We start from the raw sequence: 22287 nt of genomic DNA, 5'->3' as shown, positions 1-22287 counted from the left end.
CTGTTAGTACACAAATTAATCCAATTGGATAATACCTAATTTTATGTTTAGCCACGTTTTAATGACCACAACCATTATTACAACCACCACGATTACCAACGTGGGGGCGGGCTAAGCACAACCTGATATAAGCTAAATATCAAGCCCGCTCCCCCAAAAGGAGCGGGCTTTTTTGTTTCTTGGGCGAGCGGTAAAAGGAGTTTACGATGAAAGTTATGAAGTTTGGCGGTACATCGCTTGCTAATTGGCAGCGATTTAAAGATGCGGCTGAAATAGTTAATCAATCTGCAGGCATAGAGCGCACTGCTGTCGTCCTATCTGCGCCAGCGACAGTTACAAACGGCCTAATCGAAATGGTTGAAGTGGCGGTGAGTGGTGGTGATTACGCCCAAGTTTTAGCTAAAGTAGAGCTAGTTTTTAATAATCTATACGGCGCAGCAGCTGACAGCTTGAGTTCAGAGCAAAATTGCTTGCTTAATGACAAATTACAACAGCAGTTAAGTCTTTGGAGTAGCAAGCTAAATGGTATGAGCTTGCTGGGTGAATGCCCTGCAAGTGTTGAAGCGCAAATATTAGTCGGTGGAGAGAAATTGTCGGCAGCGCTAATGATTGAAGTGATGAAATCATTTAATCATAGTGCAGATCTTTTGCTGCCTGAGTCATTGCTGGTGGGATACGGTCCTCAGTTAGAGTCAGCAGTTGATATCGAGGCGAGTAAGTTACGTTTCAACGCAATTAACTTAGATTCTGCCCAAGTATGGGTGATGCCAGGTTTTACTGCAGGTGATAACCAAGGCAATATAGTCACGCTTGGGCGCAATGGCTCTGACTATTCAGCTGCGGTATTGTCAGCTTGTTTAGGTGCTAGCTGCTGCGAGATCTGGACCGATGTTGACGGTGTTTACAATACAGACCCGCGTGTTGTGTCGGATGCGAAATTGTTGTCGCAGCTTAGCTATCAAGAAGCGATGGAAGTCTCTTATTTTGGCGCTAAAGTACTGCATCCTAAAACCGTTGCCCCAATCGCGCAGTATCATATTCCTTGTTATATCCGTAATACCTTTAACCCAGAAGCAGTTGGTACCTTGGTTTCTGATCAACCCGATGAAACTGGTCTAAATGTTAAGGCGATTTCTAATCTCGATGATCAAACTATGTTTGATGTGTCAGGGCCTGGCATGAAAGGTATGGTAGGGATGGCGAGTCGCACATTGGGGGCTATTTCTCGCTCGGGCGTATCAGTGTCTCTCATTACACAAAGTTCTTCTGAATACAGTATTAGCTTTTGTGTTGCTACAGAAGATGCGGCGAAAGCGAAATCGGCTTTAGAGTTAGAATTTGAGTTAGAGCTTAAGAGCGACATTTTGGAGCCTATCGAAATGCGTCATCATTTGGCGATTGTATCGCTTATCGGTGACGGCATGCGAACTCACAAAGGGGTTGCTGCTAAATTCTTCCAAGCTTTAGCTCAAGCGACTGTCAATATCGTTGCAATTGCACAGGGGTCGTCTGAGCGTTCAATTTCAGCGGTAGTTGAACAGCGTAAAACTAAGCATGCAATTTCAGCTTGTCATCAATCATTTTTCGATGTGCAGCATTATCTTGATGTGTTCTTAGTGGGCTGCGGTAACGTCGGAGCAGGACTACTTGAGCAGATTAAACAGCAGCGCAATATGTTAAAAGAGCAGCATATTGCTATTCGAGTTTGTGGCATCGCCAACTCTCGTCAAATGCTACTCGATGCTCAAGGCGTGAATTTGGACAATTGGCAGGGGTTGTTAGCCGACTCTGAACAAGATGCCGATCTAGATGGCATGTTGGTTTGGGCCAAAGAGCAGCAGTTGCTTAATCCAGTGTTGGTGGACTGTACTTCAAGCGATTTTGTGTCGAACAAATATCTTGATGTAATGAATGCTGGCTTGCACGTGGTAACACCAAATAAGAAAGCCAATACTCGAGATATGGCTTATTACCAAGAACTCCGTAAAACAGCGCTTAAACAACGTCGCCAGTTCTTGTATGAAACTACGGTTGGTGCTGGTTTACCCGTTATTGATAACTTGAAAAAGCTACTTTTTGCTGGTGATAAACTACTTCGTTTTAACGGGATCTTATCAGGCAGTTTATCTTATATTTTCGGTATGCTAGATGAAGGAATGACGTTATCTGAAGCGACTTCTATCGCGAGAGATAAATGTTTCACAGAACCAGATCCTCGCGATGACCTAAGTGGTATGGACGTTGCTCGTAAAGTTCTTATTCTTGCCCGAGAAGTAGGTATGGAATTGGAACTTAGTGATATCAAGGTTGAGTCAGTGCTGCCTGAATCATTTGATGCCTCCGGTGATGTAGAAGCTTTTATGGCAAAATTGGCAGAAGTTGATGCACAAATTGCTCAGCGTATTGAAGCCGCAAAAGCGATGGGTAAAGTTCTGCGTTACGTAGGTCAAATTGATGATGAAGGTTGCAAAGTGAAAATTGCAGAAGTCGATGTAACAGACCCATTGTATAGCGTTAAAGGTGGAGAGAACGCATTAGCATTCTATAGCCGTTATTATCAACCTATTCCTTTTGTACTTCGCGGCTACGGAGCGGGTACTGATGTGACTGCTGCGGGTGCGTTTGCAGATATTTTAAGAACACTTAACTGGACTCGTGAGGTGGGAGTATGAGCGTAACTATTTATGCCCCAGCCTCTATGGGCAATGTGGGAGTCGGTTTTGACTTGCTGGGCGCAGCACTTGCGCCAATCGATGGCTGTCTACTTGGCGATAAAGTGAAGGTTGCTGCGGCTGATAGCGGTATTTCACTCACGTTAACAGGTTACTGGGCAAATAAATTGCCACAAAACCCACAAGAAAACATTGTCTATCAATGTGCTGAGTTCTTTTTAACTCATTTAAATAAAACAGCCGGTTTGCAGCTAACACTTGAGAAAAACTTGCCGGTGGGAAGTGGACTAGGCTCAAGTGCAAGCTCGGTTGTCGCAGCATTGATGGCGCTAAATGAGTATTTCGACAAGCCTTTTAACGAGCAAGAATTACTGCGTTTAATGGGGGAGTTTGAAGGCAAGATCAGCGGCTCAGTTCATTACGATAATGTTGCTCCTTGCTACTTGGGCGGCATGCAATTAATGCTAGATACGCCAAAGTCTGTTTGTGAAGCGATTCCTGATTTCAAGCAGTGGTATTGGGTGGTGGCGTATCCAGGAATATCGCTTTCTACTGCTAAAATGCGCCAACTAATGCCGCTGCAATATGATAAACAGACAACTATTGATTTTGGTCGTAATCTAAGTGCATTTGTACATGCGTCTTATAAGCAGGATGCTGAACTTGCTATTGCGGTATTGAAAGATGTACTTGCTGAGCCTTATCGCGCAAGTGAAATCCCTAAATACTCACAGGCTAAAGCAGCTCTTGCTGAACTTGGGATGCTGACGACAGGGATTTCAGGCAGCGGCCCAACATTATTTAGCATTACTGACGACTTAGAAGTGGCTAACCGCGCCCAGCAATGGTTAAACGAGCATTATATTGAGGCTGATAAAGGCTTTACACATATTTGCCATATCGATAATCAGGGCTCACGCATCGTCGATTAACAGCGCTTAAATAAGAATTAATAACAGAATTAAAGGAAGTTATCATGGAACTGTATAATCTAAAGCACCCGTCACAGGTGGTTAGTTTTACACAAGCAGTCAAGTTAGGCCTGGGGAAAGATAGAGGGCTGTTCTTTCCCAAGCAGATCCCACAATTGCAAGATGTTGATGGACTATTAGTATTACCCTTTGTCGAAAGAAGCAAAAAAGTTATTGGTGCATGGCTAGCATCAGAGCTAGGCCAAGAAACTGTTGATAGGTTGGTTGAGCGTGCGTTTAATTTTGAGTTGCCGCTAGTTAAAGCCGACGATAACCTTTATAGCTTAGAGCTATTTCATGGTCCGACATTAGCATTTAAAGATTTTGGTGCTCGTTTTATGGCGCAGTGCTTAAACGAGTTAGCACAGTCTGAAAAGATTAACATTCTGACTGCAACGTCAGGTGACACAGGGGCGGCAGTTGCAGACGCATTTTTTGGGCTAGACAATATCAATGTCGTGGTTCTTTATCCAAAAGGTAAAATTAGTGTTTTGCAGGAGAAAATGTTCACAACCTTAGGCGACAATATTCATACTGTTGCGGTTGAGTCTGATTTTGATGCCTGCCAAACACTGGTCAAGCAGTCTTTTGAAGATTTAGATATTCGCGATGGTCTGCACTTAAATTCTGCAAACTCGATAAACATCAGTCGATTGTTGGCGCAAATTTGTTATTACTTTGAGGCAGTTGCACAGTTTAAACAGCAACATAAAACAGATCCTGTTATCGCAGTACCTAGCGGTAACTTTGGTAACCTTACTGCGGGTCTATTTGCTAAAGCAATGGGCTTGCCGGTTAAACGCTTTGTTGCTGCAACTAATAGTAATGACACAGTTCCTCGTTATTTAAACAGCGGTGAATGGCAGCCAGCTAAAACAGTTGCAACGATGTCAAATGCAATGGATGTTGCAGAGCCGAGTAACTGGCCGCGTGTCGAAGCTATAGCTGCCGTTATGGGGTGGTCACTTGATGATATCGTTGGTGTCGGGACCTCAGAAGCTGCAACTTCTGAGTCAGTAAAAGCATTAAATAAAGCCGGTTACCTTTCTGAGCCTCATGCCGCTATTGCAGCGCTTGCGCTTAAGCAAACGTTAGTAGGAGATGAGCAAGGGATATTCTTAGCTACAGCACACCCAGCTAAATTTAACGAAGTGGTGGAGGGGATTTTACAAATTGAACTCGACTTGCCTGAGGCGCTTTCTCGAGTGGTACCTAAGTCTATTTTATCTGCTGAGATAAAGGCTGATTTTGACCAGCTAAAACAGCATCTTTTTAAAGTTCTGACCGCATAAAAATTCAATGTTTTATAAAAATGGAAGCTGTTAATGCTTCCTTTTTTTTGTTGTGAAAATGTAGCGGTTCATTTAATTAGACACTTGCCTGTTATGTGATGTTTTATGTTTGTGGCATGCACGCACATTTATTAACAGCTGCAACGACTTGTGGCATCGAAACCTGACATAGTGTGATCTTCCTCTCAAATGTAGGCTGCAAACTTCTATATCGTGCGCCGCAGATTTTAAATTGGAGTCAGTCTAGTGTTGCGTTTTGTTATAGGTGTTTTGTGTGCAAGTTTATTAAGCGGCTGTGCAACTGAAGACTTTGAGCTATATCACCGGATTAACGAAGCCTATGACTTTGAAGTTACGCACTGTGATAGCTTTGCAATGGTGACTGGCTTTGGTCGTGGAGATAATGCGTTAGCGGATGCAAAGTTAAGCGCCATTAAGCAAGGTGAAGAGCTTAAGGGCACTCATATTGTTTGGCTGCAATCGGATTTAGGTGAACCAACAAAAGTTGTTGCCGTGATTTATAAATGCTTAATGTAATCTTTATTGAAGGCTTATGCAGACATTAAGAGGTTAGGGTACGTTTAATCGATTAAACGGATTTGTTAGCGTTATTGCTTTGCGAGAAAGCGTAACCAGTTTATCTCTTGTTGCCAAATCTCCGGCTGCACAGTTTCTAAAATCAGTGGGATCCCTTTCATCACGTCTAATTTCATTAGGCTTGCAAAAGCTTCTTGGCCTATTTCACCTTGGCCTAAAGATTGATGACGGTCGACACGGCTGTTGAGCGGTGTTTTGCTGTCATTTAAGTGCATTGCTTTTAAGTATTGATTCCCTACTATCTTGTCGAATAAATCAAAAGTTTGCTCACAAGCTTTTTGCGTACGGATATCATAACCCGCGGCAAACAGGTGACAGGTATCGATACAAATTCCTACTCTAGATTTATCTTCAACACCTTCAATTATTTGAGCAAGTTGCTCGAAACTATGACCCAGATTAGAACCTTGCCCGGCAGTATTTTCTATTACAGCAGTAACTCCTGAGCTGCAATCTAACGCTAAGTTTATTGATTCACTAATTTTAGCTAAACAGTCGTCGATTGGAATTTTGCGTAAGTGGCTACCAGGGTGGAAGTTAAGTAAGCTCAAGCCTATTTGTTCACAACGTTTTATTTCATCGAAAAATGCTAGCCGAGATTTAGTGAGTTGTTCTTCATCTGGGTGACCTAAGTTAATTAGGTAGCTATCGTGTGGCAAAATTGCTTCCATTCTAATATTGGCATCATCACAGTGGCGCTGAAACAGATCTATTTGCTTGGTTTCCAGTTCTTTAGCCTGCCAGCGTCTTTGGTTCTTAGTGAATAGAGCAAATGCATTGGCGCCAATAGCTGCGGCATTTAGTGGTGCATTAGCGATGCCTCCTGAGGCACTAACATGGGCACCAATAAAGTGAGTTTGTTGCATTGAATCTGTTCCTGCCATTGGGGGTAATAATAGGCATTATGGCATGAGAACAGAGTGGTCTTGGCATCTTTGTAGGCATTAAATTTTTATCTAGTTAATTTAATGCCTAAGCGATTGTTCATTAGTTTAAAACTGCTTGATCTGCATCATTCATTTAGTTTTTAGTGGCCTGTTATATTGGGTGTTATTTGTACGCTTTACTAATATAAGAGGTAGTGGGTGAGGATGAAGGTGGAGACAATTATGCTAGCAAGGCTCATGCACGATCATAAACACATTACTATTTTGCTAAATGTGTTAACCGACAAACACACTAAGTTAGCGGCAGGAGAGGCCATTAATTACAATGTCGTCCGCGATATCGTAGAGTATATGCAAAGCTATGCAGAACATAGCCATCACCCTTTAGAAGAGGTCATTTCTGAGTTTTATTGGAGCAAGTTAGGAAGAGAGCATATTAATCAACAGTTGACAACAGAGCATGAACGTTTAGGTGAAGCATCGTCATCATTAATGGCAACATTGAATTTAATCCTCAGTGATATTGTTGTTTCGAAAGAACAGTTGATCAGTGATTTAACTAGTTATGTTTGTATGCAAAAGACTCATATGCAATTTGAAGAAACGATTGTATTTCCGAAGTGGCGGGAGGTTATTACTGACAGTGATTGGCTGCAAGTGCGTGATATGTGTAAAGTACGCTTAGTTGACGATCCATTGTTTAATGAGAGTGATTCTGCGCTTTTTGAAGAGCTAAGAGAATATTTAGATTGTGCTGAGTAGTACGAGCCTAAGATCAAAAAAGAGCGCTACTAGCGCTCTTTTTAATGGTATTAACTTATTACATCATTAGGCTGTCTAACTCGCCATCAAAGCCATTATCCATTTCTTGAAGCTCTTTGAGCAGACGATGCTTCTCTTTCAGCACTTCAATTTCTCGCCATTTGCGCTTTTTATTGGAGCTTCTTGAGCGGCTTGGCTTTTCAACAATACTATCTAGCGCACTACCATAATCGAGACGATTCATGGCAACCTCCTTTTGTTTATTTTCTTTTCTAATTTAATAGCATGATTTTTGTTCATGGTGCAACTAAAATGTTTCAAAAATGTTAAATCAAGATGAAGCTTTAATGTTTTGATTTGGCTTTAAGGGAGCTAGAAATGAGATTTTTATAGGGAAATTTGGAATGCTTAGCTTTAAAAAACAAAAAAGCCAGTCGAAACTGGCTTTTTAAACTTTAGCGTTAGTGCTAGATGTTTCCCTGTCTAAACAGGTTGATTAGACCATTACTCGATGTATCGAGCTCATCGGCACTTTTGTCAGCAGTTAGGCGCTCAAGTACGTCATTACCTAATTGCTTACCGAGTTCAACGCCCCATTGATCAAATGAATTGATTTGCCAAATAGCACCTTGAACAAAAGTTCTATGTTCATAAAGTGCAATAAGCGCGCCTAATGTTGTTGGCGTAAGCTTATCCATTAGAATGGTATTGCTTGGCTTATTACCTGGCATCACTTTGTGCTTGGCAATAAGCTGTTTTTGCTCATCATCAAGATTGCTCGTGCTTAATTCTGCAAGTGCTTCTTCATAAGTGCGACCCTGCATTAATGCTTGGGTTTGACCAAAACAGTTCGAAGCAAGTTGAACATGGTGCTCACCAACAGGGTTATGGCTGTTTAGTGGCATAATGAAGTCTGCAGGAATAAGTGCTGTCCCTTGGTGCAATAACTGATGGTAAGCATGCTGACCGTTAGTGCCTTCACCACCCCAAATAACAGGACCTGTGCTGTAATCGACATCAGTACCGTTAAGAGTCACTGACTTACCATTACTTTCCATGTCTAATTGCTGGAAGTAAGCAGGAAGACCTCTTAAGTAGTGATCATAAGTTAAGACTACATGCGACTGAGCATTAAAGAAGTTACCGTACCATAGAGAGAATAAGCCCATAATCACTGGCATATTGTTTTCTAAAGGCGTATTGGCAAAATGCTTGTCCATTTCATGGGCACCAGCTAATAATTCGCGAAAGTTATCCATGCCAATTAACAGTGCAATAGGTAATCCAATCGCAGACCAAAGTGAGTAACGACCGCCAACCCAATCCCACATTGGGAAAATATTGTTAGCATCAATACCAAACTCTGTCGCTTTAGCAACATTTGAACTTACTGCGACAAAGTGCTTAGCGACATCAGATTGTGATGCGCCTTGGTTTAAAAACCACTCTTTGGCAGTTAGCGTGTTGGTTAATGTTTCTTGGGTGCCAAAAGATTTAGAAGACATAACAAACAAAGTTGTTTGCGGATCTAAGCTTTTTAGCTTTTCTGTAATAGAAGTCCCATCTACGTTAGCGACAAAATGACAGTTTAAGTGCCCAGTCCAGTATGGACGTAGCGCTTGTGACACAATTTTGGGTCCGAGGAAAGAACCACCTATACCGATACTGACAACGTCAGTAATCGTTTTACCTGTGTAGCCTTTCCAGTTACCTGAAGTTAATGAGTCAACGAACTCACCCATTTTTGCCAGAGTTTGTTGCACTTCGGCAACAATATCATTGCCATCAACATTAATAATTTGGTCAGCAGGTGCACGTAGAGCAGTATGAAGTACTGCCCTTTGTTCAGTATTATTAATGATTTCACCTGCAAACATCGCCTTAATTTTTGCTTCAAGCTGGGTCTCTTTAGCTAGCTTGAATAAAAGAGACATAGTCTCTTTTGAGGCGCGGTTTTTAGAGTAATCGAGTAATAATCCACAATCCTGAGTCGACATGTCATTAAAACGCTGAGGATCAGTGCTAAATAGCTCGCGCATATGAGGCAGCGAATGACTATGCAGCTCTAATGCTTGCCAAGTGGCTTGTTGAGTGAGTTCAGTCATTTTGAGTCCTATTCCATTAAGACGAAAGTTTGTCTTTTAGCATCACTTCAAGTTTACCTTGGTCGATGGCAAAATTACGGATCCCTTCAGCAAGTTTTTCAACCGCCATAGGGTCTTCGTTAAACTCCCAACGGAACTGTGCTTCTGTCATTGCTGCTTCAGGTGCAACAACTTCAGTTGCAGGTAATAGCTTTTGAACAATAGGCGTATTGCTATTTTGTAGCTCTTCAAGAAGTGCAGGGCCAATCGTTAGACGGTCACAACCTGCAAGTTCAATGATCTCACCAGTGTTACGGAAGCTTGCGCCCATAACGACAGTGTTAAAGCCATGACGTTTGTAGTAGTTGTAAATGCCAGTAACAGAAACAACACCTGGATCTTCAGTCGCTGAATACTCAAGGCCAGTATCTTTCTTATACCAATCTAGAATACGTCCTACGAAAGGAGAGATCAGGTATACACCTGCTTCAGCACATGCACGTGCTTGAGCAAAGCTAAATAGCAAGGTTAGGTTACAGTTGATGCCTTCTTGTTCTAACTGCTTAGCTGCGCAAATACCTTCCCAAGTAGATGCGAGCTTGATTAGGATACGAGACTTATCGATACCAGCTTCTTGGTAAAGCTTGATAAGCTTGTGCGCTTTAGCAATAGAGCCTGCTTGGTCAAATGAAAGGCGTGCATCAACTTCTGTAGAAATACGGCCCGGAACAATTTTTAAGATCTCTAAACCGATATTTACTGCAAGCTTGTCCCCAGCATCTTCAATTTGCTGTGCAAGAACATCACTTTGACTTTTAGCCCAAGTGATAGCATTTTCGATTAGTGCACTGTATTCCGGAATTTCGGATGCTTTTAAAATGAGAGACGGGTTAGTCGTTGCGTCTTCTGGCTGGTAACGTTTTATGGCTTCAATATCACCAGTATCGGCAACAATGGTAGTGAAAGGTTTAAGTTGTTCTAATGTGTTGGCCATGCGTATTACATCCTTACTCTATGAACAGCATCGTTTGGACAATTAATTTACCAGCTATTAAAAGCCATTTTAATGAACATTCCAACTATATATGAAAAAAAATTACACAAAAGTTGCTAAAAATCATTTAAACGGTCTTTTTTGGTAATCTAAGTACGAGATTTTGCTAAGAATTGGTGTTGATTATCAGTTTAACCAAGAAGTATAGCTTTTTTATGCTGATTCAAAATTAAAAAAGCTCACGGTTGTGATAACCGTGAGCTTTGCTTGTATATCGTACAGCTTATTTAAGAACTGGTGTTTTCTCTGTTCCAGTTACATGCGCTTCGATGCGGCGGTTAACGCGGTTTGCTTCTGCTGAGCTGCCTTCAATTAACGGCTGAGTGATACCAAAGCCTTTAGAAGTCACTTTTGCAGGGGCAACACCATACTGATTAATTAAAATATCAGCAACTGAAGCAGCACGGCGCTCTGAAAGCTTCATGTTGTAAGCTGGGCTACCAGTATTAGAAGCGTGACCTGAAATCAACACTTCTGCATTAGGGTGTTGATTGATAAAGTCTGCTAACGTTTCAATGTCGCCAAGAGATGAAGGTTCAACTTTTGCCGAGTTATTTTTAAAGTTAGCTTCTAAGTCAAAGGTGTACTCAGTTTCTTCATAAATCGTACAGCCATAGTTATCAACTTGATGAGTTGATGGCGTATTTGGACATTGGTCCATATCGTCATTAACACCATCGTTGTCGGAGTCGGCAACTATGATTGGTGCAACAACAGGAGCAGGTTTTGCTTTGCTGCCGAAGCGGTAGCTAAGTTCTAGACCCCAGTAGTTACTTTCCATTTCAAGTGTTTTCCACTTGTCCTCGTCGAGGTTTTCATAGCGACGATATTTAGCTTGGATCTTTAGGTTATCGGTAATATTGTAACCAATACCTGCACCAAAGTATGGCGCTACACCATTGTCACTGTAGTATTCTGAACCCCATTGCTTGTTGTTAGAGATAACGTAGTTAAAAGCACCAGCCTCTGCTGACAAGCTCCAGTTGCCAGCAAAAGGCCAAAATGCCACAAGGCCAAGGTTCATACCTTTAGCACCTACATCATTTAGTTTGTTTGAATAGTCGACCCATTCTGCACGGCCTAGGTCACGATAACCAACCTCTGCACCGAAATAGTCGTTAAATAAGTAACCTGCAAATACGTCCCATGCATATGGATCATCTTCACCACAAGTCTTCATGGTTTTCTGATCGCAATTAGGCTCGTAATTATTGATGCCGACACCGCCACCTACATACCAGGGGCTCATGCCGTCAGCTGCGGTTGCAGCAAAAGGTAACATTGAAGTAAGCAGAACTGCTTTTAGTGTATTGTTCATCATTCGAAATCCTTATGTTTTATTTATAAAACGCCTCCGTCTGTTAGAAATTATTCTAAACAGGGCCAGCACTTATTACGGAGCTCCTTTATATTTTAGCTAGCTGACACTATTATCTGTTGCAAATGTAATATTTTCCACTTTAATTGTGATTTATTGTGTAAGTTAAAGGTTGTAAAAAGGGCGCTTTATAATAAAAGCGCCCTTTTTTTAGCTTAAATTACGCCAAAATGGCGTTTTGATTAGCGTGTCCAAACCCAGTTTTCGATGCTCTCAGGATCTACACCGTTAGCTTTAATGTAGTTTCTGTGATCGACTAAGCGTTGCAACATATCTGTTGTAATGGCGACATGTTGAGTCTCATCAATAACACTTTGTTGGAACAGCTTATAGGCCATATCGATAACGAGGTGGTAGCGAGAGGTACCGTTACGTACACCCATATCAAATGGAGTCGTAGTTGACCCTTCTTCTTCATAACCCTTAATTCTGAAACGCTTACTGCCTTTATAATCAAACACAAGTTTCTTAATGGTGTTTGGATAGCCGTGATAGTTAAAGACCACGCCTTTATCGGCGGTAAAGATTTCATCCATTAGCCAAGGCTTGTTCTGGAATTCTAAACTACCTAAACCGCTGCTGGTTAATTCAGTTACGCTGACAAAACGAATGCGTACGCGTGGTAATAATTCACGAATAAGCACAAGCGCAGCCATTGCCTCTTGGGTAACGTAGTCACCACAGCCCACTAGAACGACATCTGGATTTTCGTCTGATGCAAAATCCCAAACCATGACACCATCTTTTGCCTGCTGACGAGCTTCATCAAGCGTTAACCATTGAGGTAGGTCTTTTTTACCTGCAACCAGAATGTTTAGCTTGTCGCGATCAGCATAAGCACGCTCGGTATAAACAAGTGTACTGTTACCATCTGCTGGTAAATAAGCAGAGATAATCTTTGGATGTTTCTCAAGCATAGCGCCTAAGAAAGATGGATTCTGATGTGAGTAACCGTTGTGATCCTGGCGCTCAAGTAGTGATGATAATACAACGTTACATGCTGGCACTGGTTTGCGGAAATGCACACCTTGGCTGGCATAAACATATTTACAGTATTGGTCAGCCATTGATGATACAACTTGAGAAAACGCCTCATATGTCGGGAACATTGCGTGACGACCTGTTACTGTGTAGCCGTGGAGCATACCGAACAACAAGTTCTCTGATAGCAGCTCTATTACACGGCCGTCGCGACTCATGTCCTCATCCCAGCTTTCAATTGGCCATTGCCATGCACGGCTGGTTTCTTCAAACACAGCTTGTAGTTGGTTTGAGTAGGTTTCGTCAGGACAGAAGATACGTAAATTACGTTGGTCGCGATTGAGTTTAAATGCATCCCGCATCCACTCGCCCATCTTAAACATAGATAAGCCGCGCTGGCCACGTGGGGTTTCTGCTCCGTAGGCTAGCTTTTCTAAATCAGGGTTTGTTAAGGCACGAACGACTTCGCCACCGTAGCTTAAATGCTGACGACCACAAGTGAGCTCTTTAGGTGGAAGTAGGCTTTGAATATCTTCATCAAAGATTAGTTCGCCTTTATCATTAATTTGATAAAGCTCATGGAACTTGTAACTCGCAAGCCAAGTATTAAGGGCGTCTAAGTGCGCTTTATCTTTAGCACACTTATTAACAATAACTTGGTGTGATTCGCAGTTACCTTCAAGTTTCTTTCCGTCAAATTCGGCAGTACCAGTCCAACCTTTTGCTGTACGCATTAAAATCACAGGCCAACGTGGTTTTACGATATCTTCACCTGCACGAGCGCGAGTTTGAATATCGTTAATCATTGCATAAGAGGTGTCCATGGCGGCAGCCATCTGCACGTATACGTCCTCTTCTAACTGATCATCGACAATGATTGGGTGATAACCTAAACCTCTAAACTCTAAATCGAGCTCTTCATGACTCATACGGCCCATACGAGTCGGACCTGAAATTTTATAGCCATTGATATGAACGATTGGTAGCACGGCGCCATTGTTTTTAGGAGACACTAGACGGTTAGCGTACCAAGAAGCAGCAAGTGGGCCCGTTTCTGACTCACCATCACCGATTAGGCAGGCAGCAATTAAATCTGGATTATCTAATACTGCTCCCCAAGCAACGGATAATGAGTAACCAAGTTCGCCGCCTTCAAGAATCTGCCCTGGAGCTTCAGGGTTAGCATGCGATGGATAGCCATAGGCTGCAGAGAACTTTTGACAAATATCGGTAATACCGACTTCATTATATGGAATGGTTTCGGGGTAAAAGTGGCTCAATGAGCCTTCCATAAATAAGTTAGCTTGTACTGCTGGGAATCCGTGGCCAGGGCCAACGAGATAAACAAATGAACGATTGTGTTTAGTGATAAGTCTGTTGACGTTTGCATAAACAAAGTTGATACCAGGGCAGGTTCCCCAGTGTCCAAGCAGCCTTGGTTTGATATCGCTGTGTTCAAGTGCGCGTTTATGCAACACGTTTTGCTTCAAATAAATTTGTGAAGTCGCCAGAAAGTTAGTTGCTCTCACAAATTTCTTCAGTGCGACAATTTCTTGTTGATGTGCCATAAATAACCCCATTTACGTAATCATAAAGTTAAACAAATTTCATATTAGTCACTATATTTGTAATTTTATTACAAAAACGTGGGCTATCTCTGATTTTTTGAAAGCTTTTTGTACAATTAAATGTTGGTCGTTTGCGTGTGGTTGTTATGTTAATTTGGTTAAGTTTTTTAACTGCCTATAAAGATCGATGTGATGCGGTTGTCAGGTAAATGAGAAACTGTGATCTATATCGCTCGGGGTTGAAGCAATGCTATGCTATTTTGCTGCGCGGATTACAGCAGGCGTGATGTAGCTTTTCCACGTTTAAGATAATTTGAAAATAAAATCTGCTGTTATTTAAATACTTTATGAAGGACAAACACAGGGGGAACCTAATCCAGCGAAACATTCGCTAGATTATGTTTGTCATGGGGATTGAAATTATATGATAGAAACAACCGTTAACTTTCTCAATGCACTGCTTTGGGGAAAATTATTAGTATACGGACTGGTTGGTGCCGGGCTGTACTTTACCATTCGATTGGCATTTATCCAGCTTACTCACTTTAAGCATTCTGGCGAAATTATGCTTAAAAGTCGCCAAGGTGAAAGCAAAGGTGGCTTATCATCTTTCCAAGTATTTTGTACCAGTATGGCGGCTCGTGTCGGTGCGGGTAACATGGCGGGTGTTGCTGTAGCGATTGGCGCTGCAGGTCCTGGTGCTGTATTTTGGATGTGGCTGATTGCGGTACTAGGTATGGCAACGGCTATGGTTGAGTCGACACTAGCTCAGGTTTACAAAGTACGTGACGAAGATGGTCAGTACCGCGGCGGCCCATCTTACTACATGGAAAAAGGTCTTGGTCAGCGTTGGATGGGGATTTTGTTCTCAATTTTCCTGATTATTGCCTTTGGTCTAGTGTTCAACGCAGTGCAGGCAAACACCATTACTGGCGCAATGACCCAAGTGTTTGGCTTTGACCCAATGTATGTGGGGATTGCCATCGTTATTCTTAGTGCATTTGTGATTATGGGTGGCTTACGCAAAGTAGCTAAAGTCTCTGAGATTGTTGTACCTGTGATGGCTATCGCTTACATCTTAATTGCATTTGTTGTGGTTGCGATGAACATTGAGAAGCTTCCTGACGTATTTATGTTAGTGATTAAGAGTGCGTTTGGTTTACAAGAAGCGGTTGCTGGTGGCGTGGCTTATACCATTGCTCAGGCTATGCAAGCTGGTATTGCACGTGGTCTATTCTCTAACGAAGCGGGTATGGGTAGTGCAGCCAACGTAGCAGCGAGTGCTTCACCAAACCCGAATCACCCTGCATCGCAGGGCTTTGTACAAATGATGGGGGTATTTGTTGATACTATCGTTATCTGTACAGCTACAGCCGCGATTATTTTGTTAGCAGGCGATATGGGCTCAAGTGGTGACGGGATCAAACTGACTATTGATGCACTAAGCCAGCACGTGGGTACTTGGGGCGGTGGTTTTATCGCTTTAGCTATCTTACTGTTTTGCTTTACCTCGATTATTGCTAACTACTCTTACGCAGAAACTAACGTCATTTTCTTATCTGGTAACAGCAAGAAAGCGCTACCTATCTTCAGAGTATGTGTTCTGGGTATGGTGATGTTTGGTGCTGTAGCTAAGATTAGTCTAGTTTGGAATTTAGCTGATGTGTCTATGGGCCTAATGGCCACGGTTAACATCATTGCTTTGTTATTACTATCTGGCTTGGCTATTCGAGTGATTAACGATTATCGCCAGCAGCTTAAAAGTGGTAAAACGCCAACGTTTGATGCAAGTAAATTCCCTGAGCTTTCAAACTTAGAAGGTGATATCTGGACAAGCAAAACAGTTGCTGAAGAAATTAAAGCGCAAGAAGTTGCTCATGACGCCCGTACTTAATCTATAAGCGTTATTAGCTCAATCTAAAAAACCACGCTGTTAAAGCGTGGTTTTTTTGTTTTTGATCAGTATGATTGTCTTAATTAAATAATATTTTTGAAAGGACTTGGCTATGCTGATTCTTGTTTCTCCTGCAAAAACGTTAGATTTTGAAAATCCACCCGGCACCGAGCTGTATTCAATGCCTACATTGCTGGATCAAAGTGAACAGCTTATAGAAGTTTGCCGCAAACTGACGCCAACAGATATTGCTACTTTGATGAAGGTCAGCGATAAAATTGCGGGTTTAAACGTGGCTAGATTTAGCTCGTGGCAAAAAGACTTTACGCCAGAAAATGCCAAACAGGCCGTATTTGCTTTTCGTGGTGATGTATATACAGGGCTTGATGCTGATACGTTATCAGAGGTGAGCCTGCAGAAGGCGCAAAAACAGTTAAGAATTCTCTCAGGGCTTTATGGTTTACTAAAGCCATTAGATTTAATGCAGGCCTATCGGTTAGAGATGGGGACGCGTTTAGCTAATGAACGTGGTACTAATCTCTATCAGTTCTGGGGCGATGTCATTACTGATGAGCTAAACCAAACGACTGCTGAGCAGGGTTGTGAGTTTATTGTCAACTTAGCTTCTAATGAATACTTTAAAGCGGTTAAACCTAAAAAACTCAACGCAAGCTTGATTACGCCAGTGTTTAAAGATTGCAAGAATGGCCAATACAAAGTGATTAGCTTCTTTGCTAAAAAAGCCCGTGGCATGATGGTGCGTTATATTCTCGATAATAACGTTGAGTCTCTTGAGAGACTTACTGAGTTCAATACTGCAGGCTATTACTATAGCGAGAAAGACTCTACAGCTAATGAGCCAGTGTTTTTACGTGAAGAACAATAAGTATTAGCTAATGCACACAGTTAAAAGCAGCCTAATGGCTGCTTTTTTGTTTTAACGATTGGTTATTATTTAGCAACGATTGGGCGCAATTCAATATTTGACTGCGCCATCAAATAAGCAAATTGCGCATAAGCGGCAACATTTTGCTGCAACGCAGCAGGTTCAATTTTGTCTAAGGTGTCATTCGGTGTGTGGTGGTAATCAAAATAATCGCTGCCATCTTGCCTTAAAGATGCGACTGGAACGCCCATTGAAGGAAGCATTGATACGTCAGGGCCGCCTGAGGCCTTGTTATTCCCCATAACGACTCCGTTTGTAATCATAGGCTGGCTTAACTTTGTAAGCTCTTCATAGCCTTGCTGACTGGCTCTAAAGTCAATTTGATATATACGCCCGGCACCAAAATCAGATTCTGCTGCAATATAATGTTGAGAAAGTTCAGCTTGGTGAGCTTTAGCATAGGTTTTGCCGCCGATCAGACCAACTTCTTCAGCAGCATACAATACAACTCTAACTGTCCTTGCCGGTTTTACTGGCAAGTCCTGAATGAGTTTGCCTGCCGCGGTAACAATTGCGACACCTGCGCCATCATCAATTGCCCCAGTACCTTCGTCCCAAGAGTCTAAATGCGCGCTAATCAACACAATTTCATCAGGCTTTGTCGAACCTGTAACTTCAGCTATAACATTGTATGAGGTAGCAAAGCCTTGGTTTTCAGCTGACAGTTGCAGTTTTATTTTGATATTTTTGCTGCGCTTAAGCATGGCATTGATTAAATCTGCATCTGGGTTAGACATAGCTGCAGCCGGAATTTTGTTTACGCCTTCTTGATAACGCATCATACCCGTGTGTGCCATACGGTCATGATCTGTGCCAATCGAACGGATCATTATCGCTACGGCGCCTTTTTGTGCCGCTGCAATGGCTCCTTTAGAGCGACCACCAACACTTTTACCATAACCTTTACCCGTTTTATGTCGTTCAGTTACATGGTCGATAAATACAATTTTACCGTGAACATCGGCTGACGAAGCCTGTTGTAACTCTGTTAAGCTATTAAATCGGATTATATTGGCTTCAATACCCTCTTTAGGGGTTGAAATACTACCACCTAGTGCAGTGATAACTAATGGTTGGGCATAAGGCGAGGTAATTGACGCCTTTGCTTCACCACGATGCCAAACAGGGACTTGTACCGCTTCTTTATAAACCTTATCGAAACCCAAATTGTTGAGTTTATTTTCAGCCCATTCTACAGCGATTAAATCTTGTTCGCTTCCAGCAAGTCTAGGGCCTACCTCAACAGTTAATGATTCAACCAGCTCATATGCCAGAGTCGAATTTAGTGCTTTTTGTTGTAATTTTGCACTTATAGCCCTGTCTGGGTTGTTAATATCAGTATGCAGGCAACCAGTTAAGCCAAGGAAAATGACGCCATAAAGCATATTGAGATAGTTGTTTTTCATAAGTTTCCTTTGTTTTTATTACGTATATCCCATTTTTAAAAACAATCTAGCAAAAAGTGTGCTTTATGTCCCGACTATATCTGTAAGGCAACGCTATATTAGAGCGTCGGTTTGTTTTAGGAGAAATGGCTCGTAATGAATATAGAACTAATGCAACAACGAGCAGATCATGCCGTTGTGTTGTTAAAAGCGTTGGCCAACGAACGTCGTCTGTTTATTTTGTGTTACCTTCTTAATGAAGGTGAGATGTGTGTTGGTGAAATGAATAAGAAGTTGGGGTTAAGTCAGTCTGCTCTGTCTCAGCACTTAGCTTGGTTGCGTAAAGATAATTTAGTTGAAACCCGCAAAGAAGCTCAAACGGTTTATTATTCGTTAAAGAGTGAAGAAGTTGCTGAAATCATTAAGTTACTCAATAACATTTATTGCGATAGCTTAAAAACGGTTGCTTAGTGAACGCTAAGTAAAATAAAGCCAGTTGTTAGTTTTTACTACGGCTGGTTTTTATTGATTGTATAAGCGCTACAAAATAGATGATTAATGGAGAGGCATGTCCTCTCTATTTTTTTGCCTAAAATTTACTAATATAGAATATGTAGAGCAATGAAGGGGGGCGGGCGTGGTAAATTGTAGATATAAAAAAACCGGCCGAGGCCGGTTTTTATCTTTACTTTAAAACTAAAAATTAAGCAGCGATTGCTTTGATTTTAGCGTTTAAGCGTGACTTATAACGAGCAGCCTTATTCTTGTGAATAAGACCTTTAGTCGCCATACGGTCAACAATTGGTTGTGCTACTGCGAAAGCAGCTGTAGCTGACGCGTGGTCACCTGCATTGATTGCAGCGATTACTTTTTTAACGTAAGTACGTAGCATTGAGCTACGGCTAGCGTTGTGCTGGCGACGCTTTTCAGATTGAAGCGCGCGCTTCTTTGCAGACTTGCTATTAGCCAAGGTGCAACTCCTAAAACTGGGATTGGTATTTTTAAGGTCGAGGAATATGCCCTATTTATGTCACTTTGTCAATGACAATGATTGAATCAATTTGATTAACTCAAAATAATCCAACCAGCTTGGCTATCTTCAACCTAACTCGTGTAATATGTGGCGCAATTCTAGCAGGTATTACCAAGAGACAATAGGGCTAATACCGATTTTTACGTGATATTGCCAAAGTAATTTAGCTCCGAAACAGGAGCAGGGGGCGTTTTGAGCAAGAAGTTAGTAAAGTCAGGCATCATTGTGAGTGCCATGACGTTGATTTCCCGTGTTTTAGGTTTAGTGCGAGATGTCGTGATCGCGAACCTTATGGGAGCGGGGAGCAGTGCGGACGTATTTTTCTTTGCCAATAAAATTCCCAACTTTTTAAGACGACTATTTGCTGAAGGCGCTTTTGCCCAAGCATTTGTGCCTGTTTTAACGGAGTATCAAGAGAAAAACACTCGTGCAGAGGTTAATGAGTTAATTGGTAAGGTTGCTGGCACCTTAGGTATTTTGGTGAGTATTGTAACTTTGATCGGTGTAATCGCATCACCGGTATTAACGGCATTATTTGGTGGCGGCTGGTTTCTTGCTTGGCTTAATGATGAGCCTAATGGTGAGAAGTTTGAGCTTGCCTCGTTAATGTTAAAAATTACCTTCCCGTATTTGTGGTTTATTACGTTTACTGCGTTAGCTGGTTCGATTCTTAATACTCGTGGCCGCTTTGCAGTATCTGCGTTTACACCGGTATTTTTGAACATTGCCATTATTAGTGCGGCTATTTTTCTTGCTCCTAATATGCAGCAGCCAGAAATTGGTTTAGCTTGCGGCGTATTTTTAGGTGGCTTGATCCAGTTTTTGTTTCAAATCCCTTTCCTTATGCAAGAAAAGGCACTGGTTAAACCTAGCTGGGGTTGGAATCATCCTGGAGTAACGAAAATTCGAACCCTCATGATCCCCGCGTTGTTTGGCGTATCTGTATCACAAATTAACTTGTTACTTGATACTTTTATAGCCAGCTTTTTAATGACGGGCTCGATTAGTTGGCTGTATTACTCTGACCGTTTACTTGAATTTCCGTTGGGCTTATTTGGAATTGCAATTGCCACCGTGATTTTGCCTGCTTTATCTAAAAGGCATGTAAATGCTGAAAGTGGCGAGTTTGCAAAAACCATGGACTGGGGGGTAAAAGCGATTGTGTTGCTTGGATTACCGGCAATGTGTGGCTTGATCATTTTAGCCAAACCTATGTTAATGGTACTTTTTATGCGCGGTGCATTTAGCTATCAAGATGTTGAAATGGCATCTTACAGTTTAATGGCATACGGTAGTGGCTTACTCAGCTTTATGATGATTAAAATCTTGGCACCGGGTTATTACTCAAGACAAGACACCAAAACACCTGTGCGCTACGGTATCATCGCCATGGTCAGCAACATGGTATTCAACCTGATATTTGCGATTCCATTTGGTTATGTTGGACTTGCTATTGCGACGTCAATGTCAGCGTTGTTAAACGCATTTTTACTGTATCGTGGTTTGCATAAAGCTAATGTATATAAGTTTAATAAAGCGACGCTTATGTTTTTTGTAAAAGCGGCTTTAGCCGCAAGTATAATGGTGTTGGTGTTATTCAAATTTGACCCCACCACAGCTCAATGGCTTGATCTATCCTTTATAGAGCGAAGCTATACGTTAGCTAAATTGATTGTATTTGCAGCAGTCGCGTATTTTATTTGCTTAGTTTTACTAGGAATTCGCCCTTGGAAGATGAAAGCTGCAGTTTGAGTGCTGATTATGAAGGCTAGCTGGTATATAATCCGCCCATTTACTCTCATGTGTCGTGTAAGATAATGGAATTAATCCGCGGTATACATAATATTTTGCCGAAACATCATGGTTGCGTATTAACAATAGGCAACTTTGATGGTGTTCACCGTGGTCATGCGGAAGTGATTAGTCGCTTAGTAGCAAAGGCTGAACATTTAGGTTTGCCTGCGGCAGTGATGACATTTGAACCGCAGCCACAAGAGTTGTTTCAAGGCGAAGATGCGCCAGCAAGATTGAGCTTGCTGCGTGATAAAATCGTTTTACTTGATGAGTTAAAAATAGACCGTTTGTTGTGTGTTAACTTTAATAAGAAGTTTGCCAACTACAGTGCCGAAGAGTTTATCGAGCAATTGCTGGTTAAAGCGTTAGGCGTAAAGTATTTAGTTGTCGGTGATGACTTTTGTTTTGGTAAGCAACGTCAAGGTAACTTCGACATGCTGCGTAAAGCCGGTGAAAAGCATGGTTTTGCAGTAGTCAGCACACAAAGTTTTATTTTGGGCGATAAGCGCGTTAGTTCAACAGAAATTAGGCAGTTGCTAGCAAAAGGTAATTTAGAACAAGCTAGACGTTTGCTTGGTCACCCATTTACCTTAAGTGGCAAGGTTGCTCATGGCGAAAAAATTGGCAGAACAATAGGTTTTCCTACTGCAAATATTGCCTTAAAGCGTAAAGTAACACCTGTTAGAGGTGTGTTTGCGGTGAAGTTGTATTGGGACAATAGTGATATCTATGAAGGTGTTGCTAATGTTGGCTTTAGACCCACTGTTAATGGGCAAGTATGTCAGTTAGAAGTCCATTTGTTTGATTTTGATGGCGACCTATACGGTAAGGCTGTTGAAGTTGAGTTAGTGGCAAAGATTAGAGACGAGCAGCCATTCGGATCGTTAGATGCGCTGAAAAAACAAATTAAAGATGATGCCAATAGAGCGAAAGCACTACTTGGTAGCGATGCAGGCTGAACAGCTTAGCGAACAAAACGGTAAAGGATC

18 protein-coding genes are annotated in these 22287 nt (G+C 41.9%); 10 read left to right on the top strand and 8 right to left on the bottom strand.

From position 1 onward, the window contains the following. Positions 1 to 206 precede the first annotated feature (206 nt). The 4 genes from thrA (at position 207) to L2747_RS02545 (ending at position 5472) form a co-directional block, all read left to right on the top strand. A complete protein-coding gene (thrA, locus tag L2747_RS02560) occupies positions 207 to 2672 on the top strand; it encodes a bifunctional aspartate kinase/homoserine dehydrogenase I (RefSeq protein ID WP_248997544.1) in 2466 nt (821 codons plus the stop codon). Beyond that, the gene (thrB, locus tag L2747_RS02555) at positions 2669 to 3604 is read left to right on the top strand and encodes a homoserine kinase (protein WP_248997543.1); all 936 of its coding nucleotides are present in this window, start codon (positions 2669 to 2671) and stop codon (positions 3602 to 3604) included. Before thrA ends, thrB begins: the two co-directional genes overlap by 4 nt. A 44-nt stretch (positions 3605 to 3648) precedes the next feature. Continuing rightward, positions 3649 to 4935: a threonine synthase gene (gene thrC, locus L2747_RS02550; RefSeq protein WP_248997542.1), complete on the top strand. Its 1287-nt coding sequence runs from the start codon at positions 3649 to 3651 to the stop codon at positions 4933 to 4935. Positions 4936 to 5181: 246 nt separating this feature from the next. Then, positions 5182 to 5472: a hypothetical protein gene (locus L2747_RS02545; RefSeq protein WP_248997541.1), complete on the top strand. Its 291-nt coding sequence runs from the start codon at positions 5182 to 5184 to the stop codon at positions 5470 to 5472. Positions 5473 to 5543: 71 nt separating this feature from the next. On the opposite strand, the gene nfo is transcribed toward L2747_RS02545, so the two are convergent. Continuing rightward, positions 5544 to 6398 (bottom strand): deoxyribonuclease IV, encoded by an 855-nt coding sequence (gene nfo, locus L2747_RS02540; RefSeq protein ID WP_248997540.1) that lies wholly within the window; start codon positions 6396 to 6398, stop codon positions 5544 to 5546. 243 nt (positions 6399 to 6641) lie between these two features. Here nfo and L2747_RS02535 point away from each other — a divergent pair, with 243 nt between their 5' ends. Beyond that, on the top strand, positions 6642 to 7181 hold the full coding sequence (locus L2747_RS02535) for a hemerythrin domain-containing protein (RefSeq protein ID WP_248997539.1): 540 nt from the start codon (positions 6642 to 6644) through the stop codon (positions 7179 to 7181). Positions 7182 to 7239: 58 nt separating this feature from the next. Here L2747_RS02535 and L2747_RS02530 read toward each other — a convergent pair whose 3' ends face one another. The 5 genes from L2747_RS02530 to L2747_RS02510 all read right to left on the bottom strand — a co-directional run bounded on the left by L2747_RS02530 (position 7240) and on the right by L2747_RS02510 (position 14246). Beyond that, entirely contained in the window at positions 7240 to 7425 is a 186-nt protein-coding gene (locus L2747_RS02530) for a DUF3545 family protein (RefSeq protein WP_248997538.1), read from the bottom strand. A gap of 223 nt (positions 7426 to 7648) precedes the next feature. After that, positions 7649 to 9286 (bottom strand): glucose-6-phosphate isomerase, encoded by a 1638-nt coding sequence (gene pgi, locus L2747_RS02525; RefSeq protein WP_248997537.1) that lies wholly within the window; start codon positions 9284 to 9286, stop codon positions 7649 to 7651. Positions 9287 to 9302: 16 nt separating this feature from the next. Continuing rightward, positions 9303 to 10259, bottom strand: a complete 957-nt coding sequence (gene tal / locus L2747_RS02520; RefSeq protein ID WP_248997536.1) for a transaldolase — start codon at positions 10257 to 10259, stop codon at positions 9303 to 9305. 283 nt (positions 10260 to 10542) lie between these two features. Then, a complete protein-coding gene (locus tag L2747_RS02515) occupies positions 10543 to 11640 on the bottom strand; it encodes an OmpA family protein (RefSeq protein WP_248997535.1) in 1098 nt (365 codons plus the stop codon). A 239-nt stretch (positions 11641 to 11879) separates the two neighbouring features. Next, positions 11880 to 14246 (bottom strand): phosphoketolase family protein, encoded by a 2367-nt coding sequence (locus L2747_RS02510; RefSeq protein ID WP_248997534.1) that lies wholly within the window; start codon positions 14244 to 14246, stop codon positions 11880 to 11882. 424 nt (positions 14247 to 14670) lie between these two features. On the opposite strand from L2747_RS02510, the gene L2747_RS02505 reads away from it, so the two are divergent. After that, complete coding sequence (locus L2747_RS02505; RefSeq protein WP_248997533.1) at positions 14671 to 16140, top strand: alanine/glycine:cation symporter family protein; 1470 nt, start codon at positions 14671 to 14673, stop codon at positions 16138 to 16140. Between the two features lie 112 nt (positions 16141 to 16252). Continuing rightward, a complete protein-coding gene (gene yaaA, locus L2747_RS02500; RefSeq protein ID WP_248997532.1) occupies positions 16253 to 17026 on the top strand; it encodes a peroxide stress protein YaaA in 774 nt (257 codons plus the stop codon). 65 nt (positions 17027 to 17091) lie between these two features. Here yaaA and L2747_RS02495 read toward each other — a convergent pair whose 3' ends face one another. Next, the gene (locus tag L2747_RS02495) at positions 17092 to 18492 is read right to left on the bottom strand and encodes a M28 family metallopeptidase (protein ID WP_248997531.1); all 1401 of its coding nucleotides are present in this window, start codon (positions 18490 to 18492) and stop codon (positions 17092 to 17094) included. 135 nt (positions 18493 to 18627) lie between these two features. Between L2747_RS02495 and L2747_RS02490 the strand changes: the two genes are divergently transcribed. Further along, positions 18628 to 18942 carry an ArsR/SmtB family transcription factor gene (locus L2747_RS02490; protein WP_028767516.1) on the top strand — a complete coding sequence of 105 codons (315 nt, stop codon included), beginning with the start codon at positions 18628 to 18630 and terminating at the stop codon, positions 18940 to 18942. Between the two features lie 232 nt (positions 18943 to 19174). Here L2747_RS02490 and rpsT read toward each other — a convergent pair whose 3' ends face one another. Beyond that, positions 19175 to 19441: a 30S ribosomal protein S20 gene (gene rpsT, locus L2747_RS02485; RefSeq protein ID WP_248950055.1), complete on the bottom strand. Its 267-nt coding sequence runs from the start codon at positions 19439 to 19441 to the stop codon at positions 19175 to 19177. Between the two features lie 255 nt (positions 19442 to 19696). On the opposite strand from rpsT, the gene murJ reads away from it, so the two are divergent. Together murJ and ribF are read left to right on the top strand one after the other, a co-directional pair. Then, complete coding sequence (gene murJ, locus L2747_RS02480; protein ID WP_248997530.1) at positions 19697 to 21256, top strand: murein biosynthesis integral membrane protein MurJ; 1560 nt, start codon at positions 19697 to 19699, stop codon at positions 21254 to 21256. 65 nt (positions 21257 to 21321) lie between these two features. Continuing rightward, on the top strand, positions 21322 to 22257 hold the full coding sequence (ribF, locus tag L2747_RS02475) for a bifunctional riboflavin kinase/FAD synthetase (RefSeq protein ID WP_248997529.1): 936 nt from the start codon (positions 21322 to 21324) through the stop codon (positions 22255 to 22257). The last annotated feature ends 30 nt before the right edge of the window (positions 22258 to 22287 follow it).

It is taken from the genome of Shewanella marinintestina (genome assembly GCF_023283845.1).
Lineage (GTDB): Bacteria > Pseudomonadota > Gammaproteobacteria > Enterobacterales > Shewanellaceae > Shewanella > Shewanella marinintestina.
The sequence above is the reverse complement of the archived record's forward strand: the minus strand, read 5'-3'. Positions and strand labels throughout refer to the sequence as shown.